This window comes from [Mycobacterium] stephanolepidis (assembly GCF_002356335.1).
Lineage (GTDB): Bacteria > Actinomycetota > Actinomycetes > Mycobacteriales > Mycobacteriaceae > Mycobacterium > Mycobacterium stephanolepidis.
Genome location: NZ_AP018165.1, coordinates 2847056 through 2869967 on the forward strand (window position 1 = coordinate 2847056; position 22912 = coordinate 2869967).

General features: G+C 62.2%; 26 protein-coding genes and 4 tRNA genes. 14 read left to right on the top strand and 16 right to left on the bottom strand.

Going from position 1 to position 22912, the window contains the following annotated elements; all coding sequences use genetic code 11:
- Positions 1-86 precede the first annotated feature (86 nt).
- On the top strand, positions 87-821 hold the full coding sequence (locus MSTE_RS14110) for a DJ-1/PfpI family protein (protein WP_096505875.1): 735 nt from the start codon (positions 87-89) through the stop codon (positions 819-821).
- On the opposite strand, the gene MSTE_RS14115 is transcribed toward MSTE_RS14110, so the two are convergent.
- Both MSTE_RS14115 and MSTE_RS14120 read right to left on the bottom strand, forming a co-directional pair.
- Positions 804-1217 carry a TIGR02611 family protein gene (locus MSTE_RS14115; RefSeq protein WP_096502102.1) on the bottom strand — a complete coding sequence of 138 codons (414 nt, stop codon included), beginning with the start codon at positions 1215-1217 and terminating at the stop codon, positions 804-806. The genes MSTE_RS14110 and MSTE_RS14115 overlap by 18 nt on opposite strands.
- A complete protein-coding gene (locus MSTE_RS14120; RefSeq protein ID WP_096502104.1) occupies positions 1214-1843 on the bottom strand; it encodes a PaaI family thioesterase in 630 nt (209 codons plus the stop codon). The genes MSTE_RS14115 and MSTE_RS14120 overlap by 4 nt, the downstream gene beginning before the upstream one ends.
- Before the next feature lie 19 nt (positions 1844-1862).
- On the opposite strand from MSTE_RS14120, the gene MSTE_RS14125 reads away from it, so the two are divergent.
- The 3 genes from MSTE_RS14125 to MSTE_RS14135 all read left to right on the top strand — a co-directional run bounded on the left by MSTE_RS14125 (position 1863) and on the right by MSTE_RS14135 (position 3447).
- The gene (locus MSTE_RS14125; protein ID WP_162291427.1) at positions 1863-2360 is read left to right on the top strand and encodes a DUF1990 family protein; all 498 of its coding nucleotides are present in this window, start codon (positions 1863-1865) and stop codon (positions 2358-2360) included.
- A gap of 234 nt (positions 2361-2594) precedes the next feature.
- The gene (locus tag MSTE_RS14130; protein ID WP_096502106.1) at positions 2595-2906 is read left to right on the top strand and encodes a hypothetical protein; all 312 of its coding nucleotides are present in this window, start codon (positions 2595-2597) and stop codon (positions 2904-2906) included.
- A gap of 109 nt (positions 2907-3015) precedes the next feature.
- Positions 3016-3447 (top strand): PPOX class F420-dependent oxidoreductase, encoded by a 432-nt coding sequence (locus MSTE_RS14135; protein WP_096502108.1) that lies wholly within the window; start codon positions 3016-3018, stop codon positions 3445-3447.
- A gap of 2 nt (positions 3448-3449) precedes the next feature.
- On the opposite strand, the gene MSTE_RS14140 is transcribed toward MSTE_RS14135, so the two are convergent.
- The 7 genes from MSTE_RS14140 to MSTE_RS14170 all read right to left on the bottom strand — a co-directional run bounded on the left by MSTE_RS14140 (position 3450) and on the right by MSTE_RS14170 (position 10194).
- The gene (locus MSTE_RS14140; protein ID WP_096502110.1) at positions 3450-4814 is read right to left on the bottom strand and encodes an aldehyde dehydrogenase family protein; all 1365 of its coding nucleotides are present in this window, start codon (positions 4812-4814) and stop codon (positions 3450-3452) included.
- A 2-nt stretch (positions 4815-4816) separates the two neighbouring features.
- The gene (locus MSTE_RS14145) at positions 4817-5908 is read right to left on the bottom strand and encodes a phenazine antibiotic biosynthesis protein (RefSeq protein WP_096505879.1); all 1092 of its coding nucleotides are present in this window, start codon (positions 5906-5908) and stop codon (positions 4817-4819) included.
- 93 nt (positions 5909-6001) lie between these two features.
- Positions 6002-7015, bottom strand: a complete 1014-nt coding sequence (locus MSTE_RS14150; protein ID WP_096502112.1) for a 2-dehydropantoate 2-reductase — start codon at positions 7013-7015, stop codon at positions 6002-6004.
- Entirely contained in the window at positions 7012-7881 is an 870-nt protein-coding gene (locus tag MSTE_RS14155) for an MBL fold metallo-hydrolase (RefSeq protein WP_096502114.1), read from the bottom strand. Before MSTE_RS14155 ends, MSTE_RS14150 begins: the two co-directional genes overlap by 4 nt.
- A gap of 2 nt (positions 7882-7883) precedes the next feature.
- The gene (locus MSTE_RS14160) at positions 7884-8276 is read right to left on the bottom strand and encodes a RidA family protein (protein WP_096502116.1); all 393 of its coding nucleotides are present in this window, start codon (positions 8274-8276) and stop codon (positions 7884-7886) included.
- Positions 8277-8309: 33 nt separating this feature from the next.
- On the bottom strand, positions 8310-9353 hold the full coding sequence (locus MSTE_RS14165; protein ID WP_096502118.1) for a dipeptidase: 1044 nt from the start codon (positions 9351-9353) through the stop codon (positions 8310-8312).
- A gap of 25 nt (positions 9354-9378) precedes the next feature.
- Positions 9379-10194 (bottom strand): class II aldolase/adducin family protein, encoded by an 816-nt coding sequence (locus MSTE_RS14170; RefSeq protein ID WP_096505881.1) that lies wholly within the window; start codon positions 10192-10194, stop codon positions 9379-9381.
- A gap of 253 nt (positions 10195-10447) precedes the next feature.
- Between MSTE_RS14170 and MSTE_RS14175 the strand changes: the two genes are divergently transcribed.
- A complete protein-coding gene (locus tag MSTE_RS14175; RefSeq protein WP_096502120.1) occupies positions 10448-11077 on the top strand; it encodes a TetR/AcrR family transcriptional regulator in 630 nt (209 codons plus the stop codon).
- Positions 11078-11087: 10 nt separating this feature from the next.
- Here MSTE_RS14175 and MSTE_RS14180 read toward each other — a convergent pair whose 3' ends face one another.
- The 3 genes from MSTE_RS14180 to MSTE_RS14190 all read right to left on the bottom strand — a co-directional run bounded on the left by MSTE_RS14180 (position 11088) and on the right by MSTE_RS14190 (position 14746).
- On the bottom strand, positions 11088-12212 hold the full coding sequence (locus tag MSTE_RS14180) for a GGDEF domain-containing protein (protein ID WP_096502122.1): 1125 nt from the start codon (positions 12210-12212) through the stop codon (positions 11088-11090).
- Between the two features lie 297 nt (positions 12213-12509).
- The gene (locus MSTE_RS14185; RefSeq protein WP_231896884.1) at positions 12510-13622 is read right to left on the bottom strand and encodes a NaeI family type II restriction endonuclease; all 1113 of its coding nucleotides are present in this window, start codon (positions 13620-13622) and stop codon (positions 12510-12512) included.
- A gap of 35 nt (positions 13623-13657) precedes the next feature.
- The gene (locus tag MSTE_RS14190; protein ID WP_096502124.1) at positions 13658-14746 is read right to left on the bottom strand and encodes a DNA cytosine methyltransferase; all 1089 of its coding nucleotides are present in this window, start codon (positions 14744-14746) and stop codon (positions 13658-13660) included.
- A 120-nt stretch (positions 14747-14866) separates the two neighbouring features.
- Here MSTE_RS14190 and MSTE_RS14195 point away from each other — a divergent pair, with 120 nt between their 5' ends.
- Positions 14867-15286 (top strand): very short patch repair endonuclease, encoded by a 420-nt coding sequence (locus MSTE_RS14195; protein ID WP_096505885.1) that lies wholly within the window; start codon positions 14867-14869, stop codon positions 15284-15286.
- Positions 15287-15583: 297 nt separating this feature from the next.
- Positions 15584-16630 carry an alpha/beta fold hydrolase gene (locus tag MSTE_RS14200; RefSeq protein WP_096502126.1) on the top strand — a complete coding sequence of 349 codons (1047 nt, stop codon included), beginning with the start codon at positions 15584-15586 and terminating at the stop codon, positions 16628-16630.
- A gap of 825 nt (positions 16631-17455) precedes the next feature.
- On the opposite strand, the gene MSTE_RS14205 is transcribed toward MSTE_RS14200, so the two are convergent.
- Complete coding sequence (locus tag MSTE_RS14205) at positions 17456-18640, bottom strand: geranylgeranyl reductase family protein (RefSeq protein ID WP_096502128.1); 1185 nt, start codon at positions 18638-18640, stop codon at positions 17456-17458.
- A gap of 134 nt (positions 18641-18774) precedes the next feature.
- Entirely contained in the window at positions 18775-18939 is a 165-nt protein-coding gene (locus MSTE_RS14210; RefSeq protein WP_157997689.1) for a hypothetical protein, read from the bottom strand.
- A 142-nt stretch (positions 18940-19081) separates the two neighbouring features.
- Between MSTE_RS14210 and MSTE_RS14215 the strand changes: the two genes are divergently transcribed.
- On the top strand, positions 19082-19456 hold the full coding sequence (locus tag MSTE_RS14215) for a hypothetical protein (protein ID WP_096502132.1): 375 nt from the start codon (positions 19082-19084) through the stop codon (positions 19454-19456).
- Positions 19457-19686: 230 nt separating this feature from the next.
- On the opposite strand, the gene MSTE_RS14220 is transcribed toward MSTE_RS14215, so the two are convergent.
- Positions 19687-19761, bottom strand: a tRNA-Val gene (locus MSTE_RS14220).
- A 169-nt stretch (positions 19762-19930) separates the two neighbouring features.
- Between MSTE_RS14220 and MSTE_RS14225 the strand changes: the two genes are divergently transcribed.
- From MSTE_RS14225 to MSTE_RS14240, 4 genes are all read left to right on the top strand, one after another.
- Positions 19931-20003 (top strand) — tRNA-Gly (locus MSTE_RS14225).
- Positions 20004-20029: 26 nt separating this feature from the next.
- Positions 20030-20103 (top strand) — tRNA-Cys (locus MSTE_RS14230).
- 9 nt (positions 20104-20112) lie between these two features.
- A tRNA-Val gene (locus MSTE_RS14235) sits at positions 20113-20187 on the top strand.
- A gap of 139 nt (positions 20188-20326) precedes the next feature.
- Entirely contained in the window at positions 20327-20569 is a 243-nt protein-coding gene (locus MSTE_RS14240) for a hypothetical protein (RefSeq protein WP_231896886.1), read from the top strand.
- Here the strand turns inward: MSTE_RS14240 and MSTE_RS14245 are convergent.
- Positions 20550-20792, bottom strand: coding sequence for a three-helix bundle dimerization domain-containing protein (locus MSTE_RS14245; RefSeq protein WP_096502134.1), 243 nt, complete (start codon positions 20790-20792; stop codon positions 20550-20552). The two genes, MSTE_RS14240 and MSTE_RS14245, sit on opposite strands and share 20 nt — an antisense overlap.
- 238 nt (positions 20793-21030) lie before the next feature.
- On the opposite strand from MSTE_RS14245, the gene MSTE_RS14250 reads away from it, so the two are divergent.
- Complete coding sequence (locus MSTE_RS14250) at positions 21031-21756, top strand: sensor domain-containing protein (protein ID WP_157997690.1); 726 nt, start codon at positions 21031-21033, stop codon at positions 21754-21756.
- Between the two features lie 263 nt (positions 21757-22019).
- Positions 22020-22910, top strand: a complete 891-nt coding sequence (locus MSTE_RS14255) for an aldo/keto reductase (protein ID WP_096502138.1) — start codon at positions 22020-22022, stop codon at positions 22908-22910.
- Positions 22911-22912 lie beyond the last annotated feature (2 nt).

The window sequence follows — 22912 nt, forward strand, 5'->3', positions numbered from 1 at the left end:
GCGTAACTCGCGATTGGCAATATATCGTTGGATACTGGCTATCTGGCCACTTCTACCCTCGCGGTCGGTCGACAAGCATGGCAATCATGCAGATAGCGATCCTGGCGTACCCGGGAATGACGGCGCTCGACGCGATAGGCCCGTACGAAATGCTGAGGGGGCTGCCCGATGCCGAGTTTCGATTCGTCTGGCACGAGCCCGGGCCGATAGTGACCGATAGCGGTGTCCTGGCACTCGGCGCGACGCATTCCTTCGAGGAGACCCCGGCACCGGACATCGTCCTGATCGGCGGCTCGATACCGGCCACCATGAGCACCGCCGCCGACGAAGGCGTTCTCACCTGGCTGCGGAAGGTTCACCTCAGCACGACGTGGACCGCATCGGTATGTAGCGGGTCGCTCATTCTCGGCGCCGCCGGGATCATGCAGGGCAAGGACGCCACCTGCCATTGGGCCGGGCAGCGGGTGCTCGCCGCCTTCGGGGCCAACCCCCAGCGGGACAAGCGAATCGTGCGCGACGGCAAGGTGATTACCGCCGCAGGCGTTTCCGCGGGGCTCGATCTTGGGCTGTGGCTCGTCGGCGAGATCGCCGGACAGCCACGCGCCGAAGCCACTCAGCTGTGCATCGAGTACGACCCGCGGCCACCGTTCGATACCGGTCACATGAGCAAGGCCTCCGCCCGCAACAAGACAGATGCTGTGCTGATGATGAAGGGCATGATCTCGGCACGCGATGCCGGTGCGGAATTCGTGGCGGGCTCGAAAGTGCTGTGGACCAACGTCATCGACCGGGTGCGGCGAAGGTCAGCTGCCAAGCCCTAGCGGGCTCTTGAACCAGTGCGCCTCGATTCCGGCCAGCGCGGCGACCCAGCCGACCGCACCCAGTACCCACAGGGTGACCATCACCAATGCCGCGGTGAACAGCACCCCGATCCCCCGCAACCATTGCGGTTGAGTGGAAAACCAGGCCATGAATCTGTCGTATCGGGCCCTGACAACATGGAGAAGCTTTCTTGCCCAGGAGAACTCGGAGGCTAGAATCGCCAGGCCGAGGAAGACGATCGCCCAGCCGGGCCCCGGATAGGGGATCGCGATGATGCCCGCGCCGAGCACCGCCAGACCGATGACCCCGACCGCCATGCGGTAGACGATGTTCAACGCCGGACGGTCCCGCACCCCGTCGCGCCACCGGGCCCACCGACGGGTGCGTCCGCTCATGGCTGACCGGGATTGAGCTTCACAAAGAGGGCGTCGGCCTCGGCGAGAATATCCTCGCCATCGAGCAATCTGCTGGTCAAGTACACCTTGCGACCCTCGACGCGGTCCAGGGTGCAGTCGAACTGCAGCTCCTTCTCGATCGGCGTGACCTTGCGGTAGTTGATGTTCAGGTACGCGGTGCGCAGCTTGCGCAGATCCGTGAGCAGCATCGTGCCGGTACCGATGATCGTGTCGAAGAGCAATCCAAGGCATCCGCCATGCACCGCACCGTTTCGCCCCAGATGGTAACGCCCGAAAGTGGCTGTGCCGGTGAGGACTCCGTTGTCGAAACTATCGATCGTCATCGGGACCAGCAGGATGTTTCCGCGCAGCGGAAGATCGGTGCGACGGCCTGAGGGCGAGTCCCATTCCGAAACTTCGTGCGGGGCCAGCAGCTCGTTCATGGCCTCGAGCTGGTTGGCCAGACCGGTGATCACCTCATCAGGTGGCAGGGCGGCGCGAGCGCGATCCTGCAGAGTCCGCAGCGCATCGATGAAACGGCCGTAGTCGGGGCCGCCCTTGAGGGTGGGATCGGGCGGATTGAACCCGCCACCCTCATGCGCTGTTACTGCTTCCTCGGTGGTCATACTCCCCTACGTTATTGGGGTGGATATTGCACGGCTGAGCCAGCTCCCGTTCACCTACTCCGAGATCGGCGCAACGGCTACCGAGCTGCCCGCCGGATATCACCATGTGCGCGAATCTCGGCAGATCGGAACGGGTAGGGCGCGGTTCGACGAGGCCGCCGCAAGCCTCATGCAATTCGGTATCCAACGTGGGATCGGGCTGCCCGTGCAGACCTCAGCACCGGAGGCCGCCGTCGGCGTGAACGTGATGACGCGGCTGTGGCCGTTCTGGGCGCTGTGCCGCATCGTGTACGTGGTGGACGAGCCGAATCGGCGCGGCTTCGCATACGGGACGCTTCGAGGGCACCCGGAAACCGGCGAAGAGGTCTTCATCGTGCGCTTTGATCCATCCAATGACGTTGTCTCCGTGGAGATAACCGCATTCTCCAGGCCGTCTTACTGGTGGGTCCGGGTGGGCAATCTAGTGGTCAAGCAGTTACAACGAGTGGTAACTCAGCGCTACCTGCACGCACTGTGAGCGATGCACGTCCAGTAGCTCCACACCTAACCCTCCCCCGGTAACCTACGTATTAGCTGGGTGATGGATATAGCTATGCCCCGGCGTGCCGGGGTATCTAGGCGAGTCTTGGGCTTTTCCGCCTTGATGCGCCACGCGAAATGATCTACAGCAAATACTCCGAGCATTTGAATCGTTATGATGTGTAACCTTTTGTTCAACTTCGATTCATGCTTTTTAGGAGCTCTGAACCTCATGGTTTCCCTGCCCGCTGGCATCGCGCTGTTCGCCGGAGCCCTGGGTGCCTCGGCCGCGATGTTCATCGCCCCCGTGGCGGCTGCAGACCTCCCGGTGTGTTCCGCCGGCGAGACGCCGTACAACCACAGCTGCCGGACCGCGTGCGCGGGCGGCGCACCGCGCGTCGGCGGGGCCTGCACTCAACCCGGCACCAACCTGTACGACCGCGGATTTCACGAGCCCACCCATGAGGGCGCCAACCCACGCACGCCGCTGGGCACCAACCCGCAGGCCCCCTACGGCACGAATACCACAACCGTTCTGCAATAAAAGATTTCGGCACGGTGCCCGGTTGACAACGTCGTCGGCCGGGCACCGCGGTCGCCAGCAGATTCCGCTCACGGGAATAAGACCCGCCACCGCGAGGTATAAAGCCGACATGGAACTCCACGACGCCGCACGCGCACTCATCGGGGCGGGTGCTGATGCCACGCTCGTCACCATCAATCCCGACGGCTCCCCACAGGTGTCGGTGGTGTGGGTAGCCCTGCAATCCACACCCGAGGGCGACGAACTGGTGGCCGCGCATCTGTCCGGCAATTACAAGAAGCTGCGCAACATCCGACGCGATCCCCACGTCGCCTTGACCATCCTGACGCCCAGCCAACCGGGACAGCAGCGTCAGTACCTGTCTGTGACCGGGTCCGCGCGAGTGGTCGAAGGCGGCGCGCCCGAGCTGCTCAGTCAGCTGGCCATTGCCCTGCTGGGCTCCGATGAACACTTCCCGCCGCCCGGCTCCCCGGATGGATTTCTGACGCGCGTCCGTATCGAGTCGGTTGGCGGACAGGGCCCCTGGGCGCCGCAACCCTGACATCAGTCGCGGACGACGCCCTTGGTGCGCATCAAGAAGTCCGCGAGAAATCCGTCGTGCGGGACATCGAAAGCCGCATACGACGTGAGATGCCTGCCGCTGTACACGTTCGCCACCGTTGGCTCGTTCAGAAGATCATCGATCAGCTGCTCGTCCTTGGTGATCGCGTTGACCACCAAGGAATGCCGCAGCGGGGTAAGGCCGTCGGCGCGTGTCCACGGTGATATCCACACGCACGGGAACGCCAGCTCCGTGTTGAGTGGGCCGCCGTCGGGGCGTACCAGCAGATGTACCGCCGGTCGCAGTACCGCCGAGCCATCGCCGAGGTCTGCGACCACCTGGTCGGCACCCAGCAGCGCTGTGGTGCCGAGAGATACGGCCGCGAGGTGCTCGGCATAGCGCCTGGCCGCCGCTACGGGCTGAGCCGGTAGCGCAGCACGTTCGTCGTGGATCGGAAGCGCCGGGATCGTCGCCAGCCTGGCGGTGATCGCTTCGGCCAACGGTCGCGGATCGCCCTCGTAGAGAACGGCGGTGGCATTGGTGCAGGCCATCCCGCCCTGCCCGCTGATCGACTCGACGATGACGTCAAGATAGTCGCGCCAGTCCTGTTCGGCGGTGATCAGGATCTTGGTGCGGCCCGGCCCGTTCGTCAGCACTGTCGGGTCGTCGACATAGCGGTCTACGACGTCTTGGCCGCCGTAGACGACAGCAAGGTCGGCCGCGGTGATTATCTCGGCCGCGCCCGCATGGTCGGTGGGTAGATAGAGGGCATCTTCGGGCCGAAATCCGGCCTGGCGTAAGGCATTGATAAGCCGGTGTCCGGTGAAGGGTTCGCGCCGCGATGGACGGATGGCCACCCGGTAACCCAGCGCCAGCGCCTGCGCCCACGTGCTGTGCACACCGGGGCTGTTCCCGGACGCGTGCACGGCGAGCACCTCACCGCGGCGCGCCCACACCGCGCTTCCTCGCCGGGTGCGCTCGTCGCGCCAGTCGATGGCGGCGCCCATCGGGCGGGCGGGCGCCACCGAATCGGCGGCGACCCGTACCGCGTCTGCGACACCACGGGCACTGGTCCGCGCAATCGCGATCGGTAGCCCCGACACCCGGCTGACCACCTCGACGTATTGCTGGAAGCCAAGGCCGCCGAGGTGCGCGTCTAAGAAGATCGAGGCAGCGTCTGCCAGCGCGGCGTTGCACCGATCACGTGGGAGGGACTTGACCTTGCGCTGCGCCTGAATGCTGCGGCTCACATACAGCGGGGGCACGATGCTCAGCTCGGCGACCGGCGCTCCGGCCACATCGGTGATCACCTCACGGTTTCGGGTGCGGTACTCGCCACCGGGGCCAAGAGCGTCAAGTGCGATCACGATCAGTAAACGCCCTCGATCACCGGCTCGCCCTCAAAGCTGGCGACCGGGACCACTTCACTGACGGAATCACCAATCTGATTGTCCGGGCCATTCATTCGGATCGCGGTGTCGCGTTCGAGATTGTTCGGAATGAACATGCCCTTGCTGATGTGATTCATCACCACCTGGCCGCGCTCACCGTAGGGCACACGCTCCCCCGTGTCGGGATCGATCACCCAGAACACCACGTAGGGTGACCGCGGATCGAAAACAAAGACGTCCCCGTCAACGCGAGTCTTAGCCTGGGACAAGATCATTGTGCTGCCGAAGGCCATCGCGATCTCGGCCGTCGGGAAGATCTCGCGGAGCAGATCGAGAGTATCCAGGTCTACGTGGGCACCGCTGATCAGTATGTAGCGGATCTTCTGGTTGACCAGGTCCACCATGGCGTCGTCGCGGGCAATGGCGCCCAGCAGCGGCGGGCTGGTGTGCAGGTTGGCAACCCGCTGGGTCTGCAGCACGAACCTCGCCTGCTCCAGGACGTGCTCGACATAACCAGACACTTCGGCCGTGGCGTTGCGTGCGGCGAGTTTCTTGACCCACCGTGGATCGAGATCCACCGGATAGAACACCGAACCCAGCCGCTCGCTGACCGCACGCGAGAAATGGCCGACCCCGTGCGGGCCACTGGGCATGAGGAACAACAGACCCTGTCCTGCCACGAAGCCGCCTGCGGTGAAGTCCTCGATCTGCCATTGCGTGACCTGCTCAACCCAATCGGGTAGTTGCGCCGTGCGTTTGGGTGCACCGGTGGTGCCACCTGATTCGAAGATCTTGGGCACCGGCGCCGGGGTTCCGTAACCGCGCGGGATGAGGTCCTCGACGGGTGCATCACGCAGCTCGTTGACCAGGTTAGGGAACAGCCGAAGATCCTCGAAAACCTTCACGTCGGCCAACGGGTCGAAGTTCAGGGTCTGCGCGGTGCGCAACCAGAACGCCGACCCGGTGTCCTCGCCGAAATGCCAGGCGATCGCGGCACGCAGGTAGGCCTCGGGATCTGTGACGGGCCCAGTTCGCGGGACGTCCAACAGCGAGAGGTCGATCTCAGCCATGCGGCCATCCTGGCGCAGGAAACGCGATCCTAGAAGGAGTTTCACCGCCGTTCGCGGCGCGTTAACCCTGCCGGATCGCTGTGGGGCTGTCTACTAGCGGACTTTCGCCGCCGTCCGATCGTCGATTTCCCGGCGCAGCTCCGAACCCGACCACTTCTCACCGGATGCGGTTGCCTGGTGGATCAGGCTGACGAGCGCAGCGTTGACGGGCGCACTCACGCCGAGCTTCTCGGCGAGCTCGACAACCTCCCCGTTGATGTAGTCGATTTCGGTCGGTCTGCCACGGGTGAGGTCGTCCAGCATGGACGAACGCGCCTGAGGGTCAATCTCGACCATCTGCCGCGCCACCCGGGCAAACACGGCGTCCGGCATCCGCAGCACCCAGGGCATGAACGCGAGCGGCGCCGCAAGAGGAGTGACCACCGGCTGGTTACCGCGGCGCAGTAGCCCCAGTGCCTCGCGTTGGGCGGCGGCCAGCACCAGACGGTAGTCCCGCTGTCCCAGTTCGGCTTTCAGCGGCAAGCCCGAGAGTGCGTTGACCGCATTGTTGAGGTTGACCACGAGCTTTCCCCACTGCACCGCCGACATGTCCTCACGCACGGCGGTAGGCAACCCGCTCTCGGTCAGCGCCTGTGCCAGGGACTCTGCACCCGTAGAGATCGACAGTTTTCCCTGTGTGCCCTGGTGAAAGTGCGCCGGCCCGACCTGCGCGACATTGAAGCCGACCATTCCGGTGATCACGCGGTGCTGCGTGACGTATCGCGATATCTCGGTGGGGTTGCGTATCCCGTTCTGCAAACTGACCACCACAGCTCCGGGGCGAAGCCTGTCGGCCAGCGACGCCGCCATCTCCGCGGTCGCGGCCGATTTCACCGTCACCAGCACCACATCGGCGGCGCGCACCGCATCGATGTCGTCGGCGAACACGCATTTTTCTCCGGGAATCGTCGCCGACCAACCCAGATAGTCCGAAAGAGCGAGACCACGCTCGGTGATCGACTCGCCTAGGGCGGCCCGGCCGATGTACACCAGGTCATGCCCGGCGGTCTGCAGCCTGCCGCCCACATAACATCCGATGCTTCCGGCTCCCGCGACAGCGATTCTCATTGGGCTCCAACCTCAATGCTCAGCGCGGTCGCGCGGGCACGGTCCCAATAGTACGGATTGTGCGAGTTGATGACCTCCACATCGTCGCGCGTGGCCAGCTCGCGTAGCTGTTGCGCGTTGTACAGCCGTGAGGTGGCATCGGCCTGCACCAGGCTTTGAAACACCTTGAACACCACCGGGCATCGCGGATCTGTGAGCATTTCGTCGGGGTGCATAAAGGCATCACCCGCGTGTACGAGCCACCGCGGGCGGCCGATGCCGCCGGTGTCGATCACCACGCCGACGTGCCCGCGGCTATGCCCCGGAAGCGGAATGATCGCGATCTCCTCCGGCAGACCGTGGAGTTGCCGTACGGCGCGGAAACCGAACCACTGATCGCCACCGATCGAATACTCGGACCAGCGGTCCCCCTCTCTACGTCCCATGAGTTCGGGCTGCCCGCTGTAGCGCACCTTGTCGTGAAGCGTCAGCTGTGAGCGTATGGATTCTGCTTCGATCGCGTGCACATGCAAACGCGCGTTGGGAAAGTCGTCGACTCCGCCGACGTGATCGTGGTCGTGATGGGTGAGCACGATGTCGGTGACATCGGCAGGGTCATAACCGAGTGCCTGTACCTGGCGCACCGCTGCCTCCGATTCGGCGAACCGAGGGTTGAGCAGAAGCTTGAGGGGACGGCCGATCCTTGCCAACGGATCGGCGATATCGCGCAGGCCGAATCCGGTGTCGACAAGTAGCAGCCGCGTTCCGGTGTCGACGAGCAGGCAATGGCAGATCAGCCGGCCGCGCTGCCAGGGCGCTCCCGCGCCTTCCATGAGCCGTTTCCCGACGGGCGCCATCGTGCCGCAGTTCAGGTGATGAATGCGCATGGTCAATCCCCTGTCCCGGACAGCTTCGCGAGCGCATCTATCTCCACCAGCAGCCCGGGCGGGGGCCCACCGAAAAGGGTGGTCCGGGCCGGGTAGGGCTTGCTGATGGTGTCCTCGAACGCCTTGTTCAGCTCGGCGAATCCTTCTGGGGCATGAAGGAATACCCGCAGCATCAGCACATCGCCGAAATCGGCGCCGGCTGCATTCAAGATCGCCTCGATATTGCGCAATGTCTGGACAGTCTGCGCGTAGACGGCCTCTCCGGCCAGGGAACGGGTCTGAGCATTGATCCCCACTTGCCCGGACACCTGCAGGGTGTCACCAATGCGTACGGCTTGCGAGTAGGCGCCCACGGGATCTGGCGCCGCGTTGGTTTCGATCTGAGCCTTGACCATCCGAACTCCTTTGTTGCCCAATGAATGAGAGGGTTATGAGGTAGGTTCGCTCGCGGACGGACCGGGAAGGGTTTCTTTCAGGACGCGCAGGGCATTACCGCCGAGAACCCCGGCTGCCCCGGACGCATCGAAGCCGGTGCGCAACAGTGCGTCGATCAGCGACGGAAATCCGGTGGGCCCGTCGAACCCCGGGACATACCTGGGTATGCCATTCATATCCGTTCCAATGCAGAGGTGCTCGGGGCCGACCAGCTCTGCCAGGTGAGAGGTATGCCGAGCGAACTCATCCAGGTCTCGCATGCCGACGCCGCGAAACCCCATCGGCCACAATCCGATCAGGCCGCCGGTGGCGGATATCGCACGCGCCTCCTCGTCGCTGATGTAGCGCGGGAATTCATGAACCGCCAATGCCCCGGTGTGCGAACTGACCACCGGCGCGGAAGTCTGATCACAGACGGCCAAGGTGGTAGCCGCGTCGGCGTGCGCAAGATCTATCAGCATGCCCAGCCGGTTGGCTTCTGCGACAACCTCTTTACCAAGGGCGGTCAGGCCCGAGGAGTAGCGTCCGGCCCGCACTGCCCTGCTGCCCCTGCTCCCGGATACCGACGTACCGATCGTTCCAAGGGCGTTGTCCGCGTAGTGCACCAGACCCAGCACCCGCACTCCCATGCGATGAAGGTCGATCAACCGATCCGGTTGCGCTCCCACGACATCGGCGCCTTCGACACCGAGCATGACTGTCGCGGTGTCGCCTGCTTCGATCTGCTCTACGGTCTCCACCACCGCGATACCCGCCGCGGAGGCCTCGGCCCGAGCCAACTCCAACTGGGCCTTCACGCCATTCCATGGCGAGCGCAGTCGCCACGCGGTACCCAGCAATGCATCCCCGACCGCGGTGACGATAGCGAGGTTTACCTTGCCCTTGGGCAACTGCGATAACGGTTCGGACTGCATGTCTATTGTCTTGGCGCCCAATGTGCGCAGCCATCTCGGCACGATGCTCAGGCCGTGGGTGTGCATGTCGATGGTCAGCGCGGTGTCGTTGAGCTTCCTGGCTTGCTCGACCGTGGTATTCATATCCGGCGCCCCTCGATTCCGGGCATCATTGGAGGGCCTCGGGGGCCGTTTTGATCACGTCGTCCCAGAGCGGCTGGAACTGGAACCATCCGGCAACGGGGGTGCCGATCTGGTTGTAGACCGAGACGGCCGTGTCGTGGTCGATCGATCGAGGTTCACCGGCGGCCATGGCGAGCAGCTGCGCCTGGCAGGAGCGTTCCATCGTGATGAACCACCAGGCGGCCTCCGCCACAGAGTGGCCCACGGTAAGCAGCCCGTGATTCTGCAAGATCACCGCCTTGGTGGACCCGAGCGCGGATCCGATCGCCCGGCCTTCTTCGAGGTCGCTGACCACACCGCGGTAGTCGGTGTACACGGCGTGGTCTTCGTAGAAGGCGCATGCATCCTGCGTGATGGGTAATAGCGGCTGCCCCAGCGATGAGAACGCCTTGCCATGTATCGAGTGCGCATGCGCCGCGGCGATCACATCGGGCCTGGCCTTGTGCACCTCGGAGTGAATGCAGAACACCGCCCTGTTCACCGGTCGGCTGCCGGTGATCACGTTGCCGTCGTGATCGACCTGGATCAGATCGGACACCGTGATGTGCCGGAAGTTCATGCCGAAGGGGTTCACCCAGAACGTGTCGGGGAACTCCGGGTCGCGGACGGTGATGTGCCCCGCCACCCCTTCGGAGAAGCCGAATGCCCCGAAGATGCGGAATGCGGCTGCCAACTCGCGCAGTCGGCGATCACGCTCCTGCTCGACCGTCGCCGCCGGGGCCGGACTCATCGGGACGGCATCTGCGGAACCGACCATGTACGCGGACAACCCCTCGTCCACCACAACATCTCCGGAGGTCATGTACTCACCTTTCAATACATATATGTATCTGATGATCACAAGTTACCCCCGCTGCGGAAAACCCGTCAAGAGGAGCAGCATCCGAAATGCTGGCACGAATAATGCTTGATTACAGATCAACCAGATGGCTGATCGTTGCGAATCGCCCTACCGCCATCTCGCGGTTTCTCCAGCTATTTTGCGTGCGCCCGCTGTAGGATACATATCCGTATCGAAAATACGCTTTGCCGATCACACCACAGAAGGGGCGCCCATGCCGACTGGTTCAACGCGCCGACGCGAACAGACCCGCGCCCGCCTGATGGAGGCCGCACTCGATGTGTTCGCCGACCGCGGATTCCATGGCGCCAGCATCGAGAACATCTGCGAAAAGGCAGGATTCACCCGAGGCGCGTTCTACTCGAACTTCACGGGTAAGGATGAACTCTTCTTCACCCTGTTCGATGCCAGCAGCGACCAACTGATCGCCGCGCTGCGGGCAGCGCTGGATGAATGCCGCACAAGCCCCGACCCCATCAGCACCTTCATCGCCACCATCGACGACAAGGGGCCTGCGCAACGCCGCTGGTATCTCATCAGCATGGAGTTCACGTTGTACGCGATCCGTGAGCCCAGCGCCGCGGCGGTGCTGGCCGAGCACGACGCACGGCTGCGGCGCGAGGCCGCCGGCATCATCAACGAACTGATGACGATCGCGAAACGGGAACTGGTCATCGATGCCCAGCTCATCGCCCGGCTTGCCACCGCCCTGCGTGAAGGTGTGGCCGCACAGTTCTACGTCGAACCTGAGCTGGCCGAGACACGCATGCTGGAACGCCTGGCCTTCCCCGCCATGCTGCGCGCGTTCTCTCAGCCCGCAGGGGCGATGGCCGGTATCGAATAACGGCGCCGCTCTACCCGGTGACGCCCCAGACCTCAAGCCGGTTGCCGCCCTGCCGCTTGGCGGAGTACATCGCGTGATCGGCATCGGCCACTAATTGCCCAATGAGGTTGTCCGGATCGGCATTCGACGGCAGCGCGCTGGCGGCAAGCCCGACACTGACCGTGACCGTGACCATGCCATCCAGCGATTCCGACCCTGCCCGGATCTGCTCGGCGACCTCTCGCGCCTGCGAGGCGGGACCGAGTAGCGCAACACAGAACTCCTCGCCGCCAACACGCCCAACTACGGCGGCGCTGCCGGAGATCGCCTTGATGTGGGAGCCCACATCGGCGATCACCTGATCGCCAACACCGTGCCCAAAACGATCGTTGATCTGTTTGAACCGGTCGATGTCGATCATGATGATGCTCAGCTCAGACCGATCAGCGCGTGCCGCCTGGGCCAGGGTCATCGACTGATCATCGAATCCTCGCCGGTTGTGCAGGCCGGTGAGCGGGTCGATCCCGGCCGCCCTGGCATCACTGGTGAGCGCCAACTGTGCGAAATGGATGATCGGTGGCACCCCGACCAGCAGCGTCGCGGTGACCACCGAATCCGCCATGGCCACGGCCCAACCCTGCTGCAGGTCAACGGCAATCGCAAGGAAGGTCAGTGTGGCCAGAGATGCAAGCAAGTACAGAACGATGAGTCGAGCGCCATGGAAGGAACATATGTAGATCGCCATCAGAGACAAGGAGATAAGGCCGTGCATGCCGGTGCCCCTGTCGGAGTCCGCGAAGCAGGCGATGCACACGGAGGCAACCGAAGTAACCGAAAACACCACAGATTCGGATTCCTTCGGCAGCGGCCCTAGCCACCAGCGCAGCATCCAGAAAAATGCGAGCAGGCTCGCCAGAATGTCGAGCCAACGCCATACACCGGTACGCGGCCCCATCGGCGAAAACTCCATCGCCAGTGGGATGAGGGCCAGTGCGCCGGCGCATCCGCCGACGGCAGCACGCAGCGCCACACGCATGGAGCGCGTCGAAAAGTAGCCCATCATCTGGTCGTAGCGTGACGGCGAGCTCCACCACCGTGTTAGGTCACCGAGAGGCAGCGCGCTCGTGACTCCTCCGGTGCCGGTGAACGCACCCATGTATCCCCTATCGTGCTTCAGTTCATCCCAACCGAGGCAAGTATGGCAACACACGATCCCCAGAGTCGCAAGACTGCCCTCACGCGAAGAGGATCTGGCGTGGTCGAACGTCAGCAGATTCGTTGTATGCGGAGAGAGTCGCAAACGACAGGAGAGTGGTCCCGGCCGGTTCGGACCAGCGGACGTAGCAAGTTCGACGCATGCGCGGCGCCCGGGACCGACCAGCGGTCACGTCATTGATGTGGCCCTTCGACCGGCTCACCGCCACCGTGTCAGCCGTAACCCCCACTCCGATGCCTACTTGAGGTAGCGGTAGTCGAACGTCACCGCAACTTCGGGCTCGCCATCGTGCGCCCTCCCCCATCGCTGCCCATGCATGGAGATGAAGGGACGTGAGTCAGTCTCGGATACCGGCACAATGCGCGCTGCGATCCATTCGCCCTTCACCGGAACCGGGAGCTCCAATGCGGCAGCGATCTTAGGATGTGCGTCTTGGTGTCCGAGGATGACGATGCCCCCCTTCCTCAGCGCTTTACGGGCGTCGCGGACACGCTTGGGGGCATCGTCCTGCTGTCCGACCGTAAGCACGGTCGGACGCCCCACGATCCGTTCCTGAATCTCGAAGAATAGCTGGGTGACACGTTTCTGACCAGAAAGATCGGGCGACAGGATGCGGTTGCGAACCTCAGAGTCCATGTGCAGCAATAAATTCTGCGGAAGGTCGGTCTGCAGACCGCCCCACAACCAGTAGACGCATCCCGCCGCTGGGTTACCGAGGTTCCGTTTGTTGTCGCGGTTGTAGGCACGTTCGCCACCGCCGACTTTCCAGCGCAACCGCTCATCGGTGATCGTGATCAGCCCGGCAGCCCATCGATTCGAGGTATCATCAAACCAAGTCAGGAGCGCCGGATGGTTCGCCTTACCTTCGCGCTCACCGTGATCGGCGCAGAGATACATCTCCATAGGGATCTCCCACCCACCGAGGTCTTTGGAGAACTTGCAGTCGATGTCGGTGCCGGCGATCTGCCAGTCGAGATGAACACCGTTTGCGAACTCGAACTCCTTGGTCAAGTTGACCTCGACAACAGTCCCCAGATGAGTCTTCTCCGTCTTCGACAAGTGGTGGTACGCCCACCTACCGGTGCGCTGACCGTCTAGCAACTCGTCCAAGGAGTCGCGTAACGCCCACCTAAGCCGCTCGCGGCATTCCGGCTCGCCGTTGAACCACTCCACCAGGGGCGCCAACTCGGCTGCTAGTTGCTGTTCCATTTCGCTTGTGAAAGTCCATGCGCCAGGCATCTTGCCCATGGGAGCTGTCGGCACAGGGTGCTCACGGAAGATGTTGCGGCGGCGGCGCATCGCCGCCTCGCGGGAGTTCTGAGCCGCCTCGGCACTCACCGTGGCAGCCACCGGTAAATCCTCGAAAGGAAGCATGCTCGAACCGTTCACAGGTACTGAAGCAGGTGTTTCGCGATGGCCTGTGCGAGTCTGACCGGGACCGCGTTTCCGATCTGTCGGGCGATCTCGATCTTGGTGCCGCACCACAGGAAGTCGTCGGGGAATCCTTGTAACAGCGCTGCCTCCAGATGCGTGATCGGGCGATTCACTCGGTTACGTCCCCGAGAGTCCCACTGCGGATGGAGATATGCACCTTTCTCCGGCTTGTAGAACTCCGTGCGGATCGTGTGCGAGGGGAAGTCCCATTGCATCCGGCCCATGACATCGGTAGTGCCCGTGGGCTTTTCACGCCAGCATCGAGGCAGCAGGTGATCCGGCACGTCGAACCGGCCCCCTCCTGGCGGCACGTGGTCGTATCGCTCCAGCGATAGCGGGGTGGGGTTGCGGCCGATATGCAGCTCCGATGCTTTGAACACACCCGGCACGATCTCGCCGAAGAATTCGGCCCTGCTCGCGGGCAGGCTGGTCGTCGATGGCCGCACAGCCAGCCCCTTGATCCGTGTCTTGGTTCCGTTCCACGGCAGCAGATCCGAACCTTGCTCGGGACGCCTGGCATGCGTCGCCGTCGGCAGCTCGATCTTGCCGATGCGCGAGCCGATGACAATGGTGCGAATACGCCGTTGAGCCACACCGAAGTCAGCGGCGTTCAGATGGCCGTAGCTCAGTTCGTAGCCTTTGAGAGAGCCTCCGTCCGCCTCCGCTCGTAACAGGTCGAACTCGGGCGACTTCATGAATCGGTCTACGTTCTCAATGACGAACACCTTGGGCTTGGCCGCGCCGACTACCCTCAGGTACTCACGCCAGAGCTGGTTACGTGGGTCGCCGATGTCCTTCGACCCGAGATTCGAGAAGCCCTGGCATGGCGGTCCGCCGATCACGACGTCAGCCTCGGGTATCTGACGTTTCTTGACCGACTTGATGTCGCCGAAGACGGTGTGGTCCTCACCGAAGTTCGCCGCGTAGGTTGCAGCCGCGTGCAGATTGAACTCAACCGATAGGACGGGTTTGTATCCCTCGGCGGCAAAGCCCGCGGTCATGCCTCCGCAACCCGCGAACAGGTCAATCACATCCGCCACGCGGTGATGTTATCGGCTGTCACCGACATGTCCCTGCAGACCCGCCGCCACCTCCTGTTCCGGCGATCTGATTGCGGCTCCGCGGCCACGACCATCGACGATATGGACAAGACTGAGCCCATGACGAACAGTTGGGCGTCTAGTCCCGCTACGCGTGCTTCGATGCGCGCAAATACACGACGGGACACGAAGCCTGAACTTGCAGTGCGACGGCTGGTCCACGCGGCGGGCCTGCGTTACAGAGTCGACTTCCCCCCGTTGTCGGATCAGCGCCGCCTGCGCTCAGATCTCGTCTTCACTCGCGCGCGGGTCGCGGTCTTCATCGACGGATGCTTCTGGCACGGATGCCGACTGCATCACACGATCGCACAGACAAACGCCGAGTTCTGGGCCGAAAAGGTCAGAAAAAATCGCGAACGTGACGAACTGGTGACCTGGCTACTGACCGCCGCGGGATGGACGGTGCTGCGGTTCTGGGAACACGAGCCTGCAGTCGATGTCGCCTCCAAGATCGTGGATACGTTACGGAGTCAGTGTTGAGCCATCTTCGACCAAGCGCCCCTTCATACGGATTCGAGAAGCGCTTTCAGTGGGGGACCAATTCGTCCCAGACTAGCGCGTTCTCCCGCTAACCAACCGGGCTGATCGAAGGATAGGCCCTCACACGAAGACGACCCGGCGCGGCCGCATAGTAGGCGCCGCAATCCACCAGGTGCGCTACGTCCAACTCTGCCGATAGTGCACCCACATGTCGTGCATGCCACAAACCGTTGTGTATCCGACCGGTCTACTGAAAGCCTTTTCGAAAGCTAATCAAAAGGAGCATACGAACTCACTATGGTCTCGATTCCGGTCTCGGCGAGGAACTTGTTCGCCCTCACTCTCGGCGACGGGGTGCGCCCACGCACACCGACCAGCCATGTAGCACTGTTCGACGAGCCACATCGCCAGTTGCGCCGTTACGGCACTGACGATCCGCGTGAGTCCAGCGCTGTCCCAGTCCTGTTGGTTCCGCCGCTAGCGGCGTCGGCGACATGCTATGACCTCGCACCGGGTCAATCACTGGTGGCGCATCTGCTCGAGGAGGGCCGTACTCCCTACGTCGTCGACTACGGTGAAATCGGCTGGGCAGATAGACATCTGGGCCTAGAGGCCTTCTTCGCCGACATCATTCCGCAGGCCATCGAGCGGGTACTTATCGATTCCGGCAAGGCGCAGCTGGACCTGATTGGGTGGAGCCTGGGCGGCACCCTGAGCCTGTTGACCGCCGCAGCCGACCGCGGATTGCCGATCCGCTCGATCGTCGCCATCGGCACCCCGTTGGACTACGGACAAATCCCGGGATATCCCGAGGCGCGCCGAATCACCAAACGCACCAACGGCTATGCCGTCACCACGGTGTTACGAGCGCTCGGCGGCATTCCCGCACCGGTGGTACAGGCCGCCTACCGCGCCACCTCATGGGACCGAGAGATCAAACGGCCCTGGTTCCTCCTGAACAATTTGGACAACACCGAAGCGTTGGCCAAGGCTGAAGTGATCGACCGGTTTCAGGACGCCTTCCCCGGTTATCCAGGTCGGGCGGTCTCGCAGATGTGGGGCCGATTCATCTATTACGATGAAATCGCCGCGGGCGTGGTCAATGTGGCCGGTTACACCCTCGATCTGACGGCACTGACGTTGCCGATCCAGCTGTTCGGCAGCCATCGTGACGCCATCGCACCGTGGCAGTGCGTGCATCACGGCCTGGCGATGCTCAAGTCTGCGGACGTTCGGTTCACCACGGTGGAGGCGAGCCACCTCGGGCTCGTGGCATTGTCGGCCGGTGTCAACGAGACCTGGCCGGCCATCGACAACTTCTTGGCCGAGTTGGACCAGCGCTAGTCAAGCGACATCTGGCCGCAAAGGCAGTCTTCCCTTGCCCTATCAGGGCGACTTAAGGCTGTTCAGCAATGCGGTTACGCCCGGTTCGGGTTGGAACACCTCCCTGGGAGCCAAGAGCTGCTGACTGACTGAGCCGGACATGTAATCGGTGATGATCTGGGCATCTAGTTCAGGTGTTCCGGGGTGGATTTGGCGCAGCCAGGCGTGTATCTGGCTGAGCTGGACCTGCTGGGTGCGGGCCGTTATGTCCTGCAGCTGTGAGCAATGTTACGATGCGCCGATAATCGCCGTGTGAGCACGCGCGAGAACATTTTGTGCGGTTCCTTCGGTGGTGACGGTAACGAGGTATTGGGTGAGTAGTTCAGCGAGCGTGTCCACCGTGAAACAGGCCGTACAAAAATTGGGATCTGTCCAGAAGCACTGTCGCCGGGACTCGATTTCCTCGCATACCCCCAGGATCAACGCATCACGTGTTCTGAAGTGATTCGAGGTGGTGCCCCGCGGAACATTCGCGGCCGCGTCGACTCTGCTGTAGGAGACCCCGCGGTCTCCTACAGCAGCCAGAAGACAGATAGCGCCCTCAATTACCTGCATGCGGCGCCCGAGAAACGGCGCTATTTTGCCGGAAACTGTATGGGAAGGCCTTTCGCCAGGCGATACAGAGCGTGGCGTATTCAAAAAAATAGGACTGGCCACCCAATCACCTCTCTGTCTGCTCGGCGGAGTACACGGTGGATCTGTGCTTCTTTCGGCTCCCAGCATGGGTTTTTGCGGAAGTCCGATTCCCACAACCGAATCGGCCACATGCGAAGGAGAATGCCCTGTTCAGTCGTACGTGTGCCGCGGGCCTTGGGACTTCTTGTACATCGCCTTGAGCATCCGATCGCGGAACGTGGCGTTGTCGACCAGCTTCACACCCGCTTGCGCGAGATATGGGTGACCCACCAATTTGTGCATGTAACGACCGCAGCGATACTCCCGCCCCCACGCGGCTTCCATACGCTGCCCATAATTTGTGAAGTCGTTCGGACCACCGTTTGTGAGCGCCTCGATGGCGCACTCGCCGGCCGCTAGACCGGACTCGAGGGCTTTCGAGATACCAGCTCCTGACGCTGGCTTCCCGGCACCGAGTGCGTCCCCTGTAAACAGCACGCCAGGCCGCCAGGGAGGCCATGCAGTGAAGCCCATCGGCAGTCGCCAGGCCTGCACGCTCTTGTTTCTCTTGAGGTCCGCGATCAGTGGTAGGTCCCACTCAGAGGGCAGCGTTCGCAGGAACTCGTCGAAGAACTGGGCTGCGTTAATGGAGTGCCAGTTCCGGTAGCTGTTGAGATATCCCAGACCGATGTTCAAGGCGCCGTTGCCCATGGGGAACACCCAGCCATACCCTGGCAGTTGATCGCCCCGAAAAAGGAGCTTGAGAAAGATGTCGAGACTGTCACTGTCCGGACGTTTGGCGTGCATCTCGGCGCGGATGGCGATTGCCGAGTAGCCCTTGCACCGCGAATCAAGTTTGAGTGCCCGCTTGATCGGGGAGTACGCGCCATCGGCTGCGATTACGGCGCTGCCATAAACCTTCTCGCCGCCCTTGAGTACGACCCCCACCACCTGGCCGTCGGCGGCCAGTTCTGGCCCGGCGACCTCGGTATCCTGGCGGATTTCGGCGCCTGCACACTCCGCATGCTTGAGCAGGAGGGCATCGAGTTCACTTCGACTTACGGTAAGACCGTAATCGGGCATGCCGGGTCGCCGCGGAAAAGACAGACTCCACGTGCTGGGACTGTGCACAGTGACCCGGTTCACGCGATGGAACGAGGCGAGCTGCTGGGCGAGCCCCATGCCCTGCAGATAGCTGACGGCGCGTGCGGTCAAACCGTCACCGCACGGTTTATCCCGCGGAAACTCGGCCTTGTCAAGCACCACCACACGTGCGCCGGTTCGCACGGCCTGCCACGCCGCGGCAGAGCCCGACGGACCACCACCAACAATGACGAGGTCGTATCGGTTCGACATGTGTTTGGTCCTAGCTTCCCGACACCGTCGGCAAACTTGTGGCCACAACCCTTGCACTCTGAACCATGATCAAGTCCTGACCCCTTGTCGCGGCAGACCGCCACCTCGTCGCGTCATTCACTGACTATTCGTAGCTAAGCCAGGGCCTGGATTGGCTGCCGGACAGAAATCTTCAACTTGAGGCAGCAACCACTGCTGGGGTTGCTTTGGGGCTCGGCTGGTTGTGGTTTCGGGGCGGGGCCGATGAATTCCCGGTCCGCATCGACCTTCAGCGCGGCGGCGTCCTCGACATCGCGCACGAGGCACCTCTCAACTGTCCCAAAAGGGGCGATCTCCATCGTCAGCACGTGATATGGCGTCACCTATCGATTGGCCGCTACGCATACCGGCAACTCGCCGCGCTCGAATCGGAATATTTCTAAGCTGCTGGGCATGAATGGAATGAGCAAGGGCGGCCGGGGGCTTTTGCGTGTGAGCATGGCGGCAGGACTCTCCTGTCTTGCCATTGCGATGGCAGGGCAGGCATATGCCGACGATTTGAACACCACCACATGCTCTGAGCAGCAGGTCATGTCGTCGTTGCAGCAGAATGATCCCTTGATCTGGCGGAAGATCAGTCGCGATCCAAAACTGGAGAATGAGCTGCGGATCGGCCTTGCCGGGGTTCTGGCTGCCCCCATAGGTCAGCGTCAACAGCAGTTGAATGCGCTCGAACAGACCCTTGGCCACCAACAGTGGACGGGCATCAGCGACGACATCATGGACTCGTCTTCGGGACCGGTAGGCAGAGCTGTCAACAACTGCCACAACTACTGAGTCCGCGCGCAGTACTAAGCGGAGACGTAGTAGCGACGACCACGACCGTCGACGAGCCCGTGATTGTGCGGGTCGCCGATGTCGGTGTGCCGGCGCCCGACGATGTCACCATCGGCGCATCAGCACTCGACCCTGCGGTCTGGAGAACCTCGACTGCGTGTCCCGCTTGCCCTAGAACTCCCCCGTATTGCACGTATGTCGCACCTGATCGGCGAGAAAGTACTTCTAACTGGTGGTCCCGGCTGGGTTCGAACCAGCGACCCCTCGCGTGTGAGGCGAGTGCTCTTCCACTGAGCTACGAGACCGCAATGTTGATCGTTGATGGCTGATCAACCGAGGTGAAAGGCTAGCACGAGACGCCGGAAACACCGCAGTCCGGCAGCCTACGGGCCGCGCACGCAAGGGATTTGTGATTAAACCTCTCGTTCGACTACTGTTTCACTTCGCACCGGGTGACGATCTCATCCGTTGCGCGCGGATGTAGCGCAGTTGGTAGCGCATCACCTTGCCAAGGTGAGGGTCGCGGGTTCGAATCCCGTCATCCGCTCGAAGGGGTAGACAGGCATCCCTAGCGGTGGAGTGGCCGAGTGGTGAGGCAACGGCCTGCAAAGCCGTGCACACGGGTTCGATTCCCGTCTCCACCTCCATAAAGACCCGCGCGATTAGCTCAGCGGGAGAGCGCTTCCCTGACACGGAAGAGGTCACTGGTTCAATCCCAGTATCGCGCACCAATGTTTTCTGCAGGCCGATGACTGCACAAGCACCCTTCACAGGACCAGCCACGCTGGCCATTCAACAGGCAGTTGAGGCCCTGTCGCCGGAGCTGGCAGATAGCTGTACACGTGAGTGATCAGATGTAAAAATGCGCACGTGACTGAGGATGCCTCTGTGGCACAGGCCCGGACACTCCTGGCATCGCTGTACGAGCATGTCAGTGAAGTGTCACAAAACATGGCCAAGACCGAGCACCTCATCCGACATACCCCGCAGCACAGCTCAACCCACCGACATCACCATCGCCGGGCGGCCGCGATGCGTAGAGACCTCTATGAGGCCCACCGCCTCATCGACGGCCTACATCACCGGTACCCCGCTACGCGAGACGCGCGGTAGTCCCCTCGGCCGTCACGGCACTCGATGAACTCGCGTTCGCCAACTCCGCACGGGCACGTCGCTCGACCAACAACGGCACAAACTCACGCACCCGGCAGTCGACGAACTGTACGTGCGCACCCTGCACCACGGCCGAGACGTGTTCGGGCGACAACCACGAGTACATCGCTATCAGTCGCTGCTGGACCGCCGCCACTAATGCCTGCTCACTCATTCCAGACATGGCATAAGAGTGAGCCACCACATCTGACCCGTCAACTGGGAGTTCAGATGCCATTAACCACCGAGCGCCCGTCTCGTCGCGGGGTTGACCTGCGAACAGTTCGCCGCTAGGTGTTCATTTCTCATTGCATCCGGGTGAAGTAGGCATTCACTTTCTCGCCCTATCGGTAGCTGAACTACTAAGAATCTGGCGATTTTTGCGGCTTGACCATCTGTCTTTTCCGCACTAGAAATTGCTGGTGCAAGCGCTACGAGTGCAGCTGACTGGCCTGTTCATCGCGGGCGGGTTGTTGGCCGGGTGTGTGGTTCCCGGCGCCGCAAATGTGGGTCAAGGACATGTTGGTTCTGCCGCCGAGATCCTGCCCGATGATGCCCAGATGTCTTCACTACTGGCGCTCCGGCTTCATTCGGATGCGCGCGTCGAAAGACTCGACCTCGCGGCAGCCAATGCCCACAGCGCCGATACCCGCACAAGTTCTGTCGAGTGCCTGGGCGTTGCCTCACCCAGTTGGGGCACCACATTCGCCGAAGCTCCGGTACGGCAGGCGATACAGCAGCAGTGGTCCACACGCTGGAAAATTCGGGGAACTGGTTCGGGAACGACGATAGAGATCCAGATTGTTGAGCTGGATTCTCCGGGCAGTGCCAGAACCTGGTTCACCAACCTGGAGGCCAACTGGCGCCATTGCCAGGACAAGCCGTTCACCACAAAAGGCACCGGGACCGGTGCGGTAACCAATGTGGAAATCAAAAATGTTGCAGGGGATCGTATTTCATCAGATTTTGTGCATGCGGTTGTCACCGAATCGACCGGACCGCAGCATCTGGCGCCACGCCAAACACAACGCGCTGCCATCCAAACATCGCAGTACATCATCGATGTATCGGTCCACGGACGCAGCGACACCACGAGCAACAAGGCTCAATCCGTGGCTCGGCTGGTCAAAGCCAACGCCACCGCATAAGCGCCCTCCTACGCGCGTTTCTGTCATCGCATACGGACCTTTCGCGACACTCGGGACGTAAGGATCGTGTAAATCGAATAGTCCTACGGACACCAAAACCCCTTGCTGTTCAGCGATTTCAGCAACCTCACAGCGAGTTTGTGAGCAGCGTCATAGATGCTGAATTCAACTGACAGTTCTACAGTTTCAACTGTCACAAGGACGTGTCGCTCCCGGGTATCAATTCCACTGCTCCTTCAGCCGCAGAGTGATTGGAGTCCGTCATGCAATCATGCACTGTCCCGAAAGTTCGTTTCCACAATGGTGTGGACATCCCCCAGCTCGGGCTCGGCGTCGCCGCAATCCCCGATGATGAAGCGGAAACCATTGTCCGGCAAGCACTTGACGCCGGATACCGACATATCGACACCGCCACCAGATATGGCAATGAGCGAGGCGTCGGCCTGGGCATCGCCCGCTCGGGCATACCCCGCGAGGACGTCTTCATCACCACGAAGTTGTGGGTAGACGATTTCTCTGATGTCGCTGCCGCTTTCGCGCGCAGCCTTGACATGCTCGGAACCGACTACGTGGATTTGTTCCTGATCCATTGGCCCGCACCGGATCACGGGCAGTATGTCACTGCCTGGCAGCAGATCGTGCAGCTCTATCTGTCCGGCGGCATCCGTGCCATCGGGGTATCCAACTTCGAGCCCGAGCACGTTCACGCCATCGTCGACGCGACCGGCGTGCTACCAGTGATCAACCAAGTGGAGTTACACCCGTACTTCCAGCAGCGAAAGTTGCGGCAGTTCAACTCCGATCGGGAAATCGTCACCGAGGCATGGAGCCCCCTGGCTCAGGGAATCGGCACCACCGAGGACTCCCCACTGGCTGCGCTGGCCGCAAAGTACAACAAGACGCCCGCGCAGCTCATCCTGCGCTGGCATATCGAATTGGGACATGTGGTGATCCCCAAGACCTGCTCGCCGAGCCGGTTGGCGGAGAATCTTCAGATCTTCGATTTCAGTTTTTCCCCAGAGGATCTCGACGTTTTTGTTCAGTTCGATAAGCCCAACGGCCGGCTGGGGACACATCCCAACGAGGGATTTTCGGCGCACCATTCGGCGCGGAGCAGATGGCACCGGGAGCAGCTGGCCAGGCGCGCCGCCTAGCC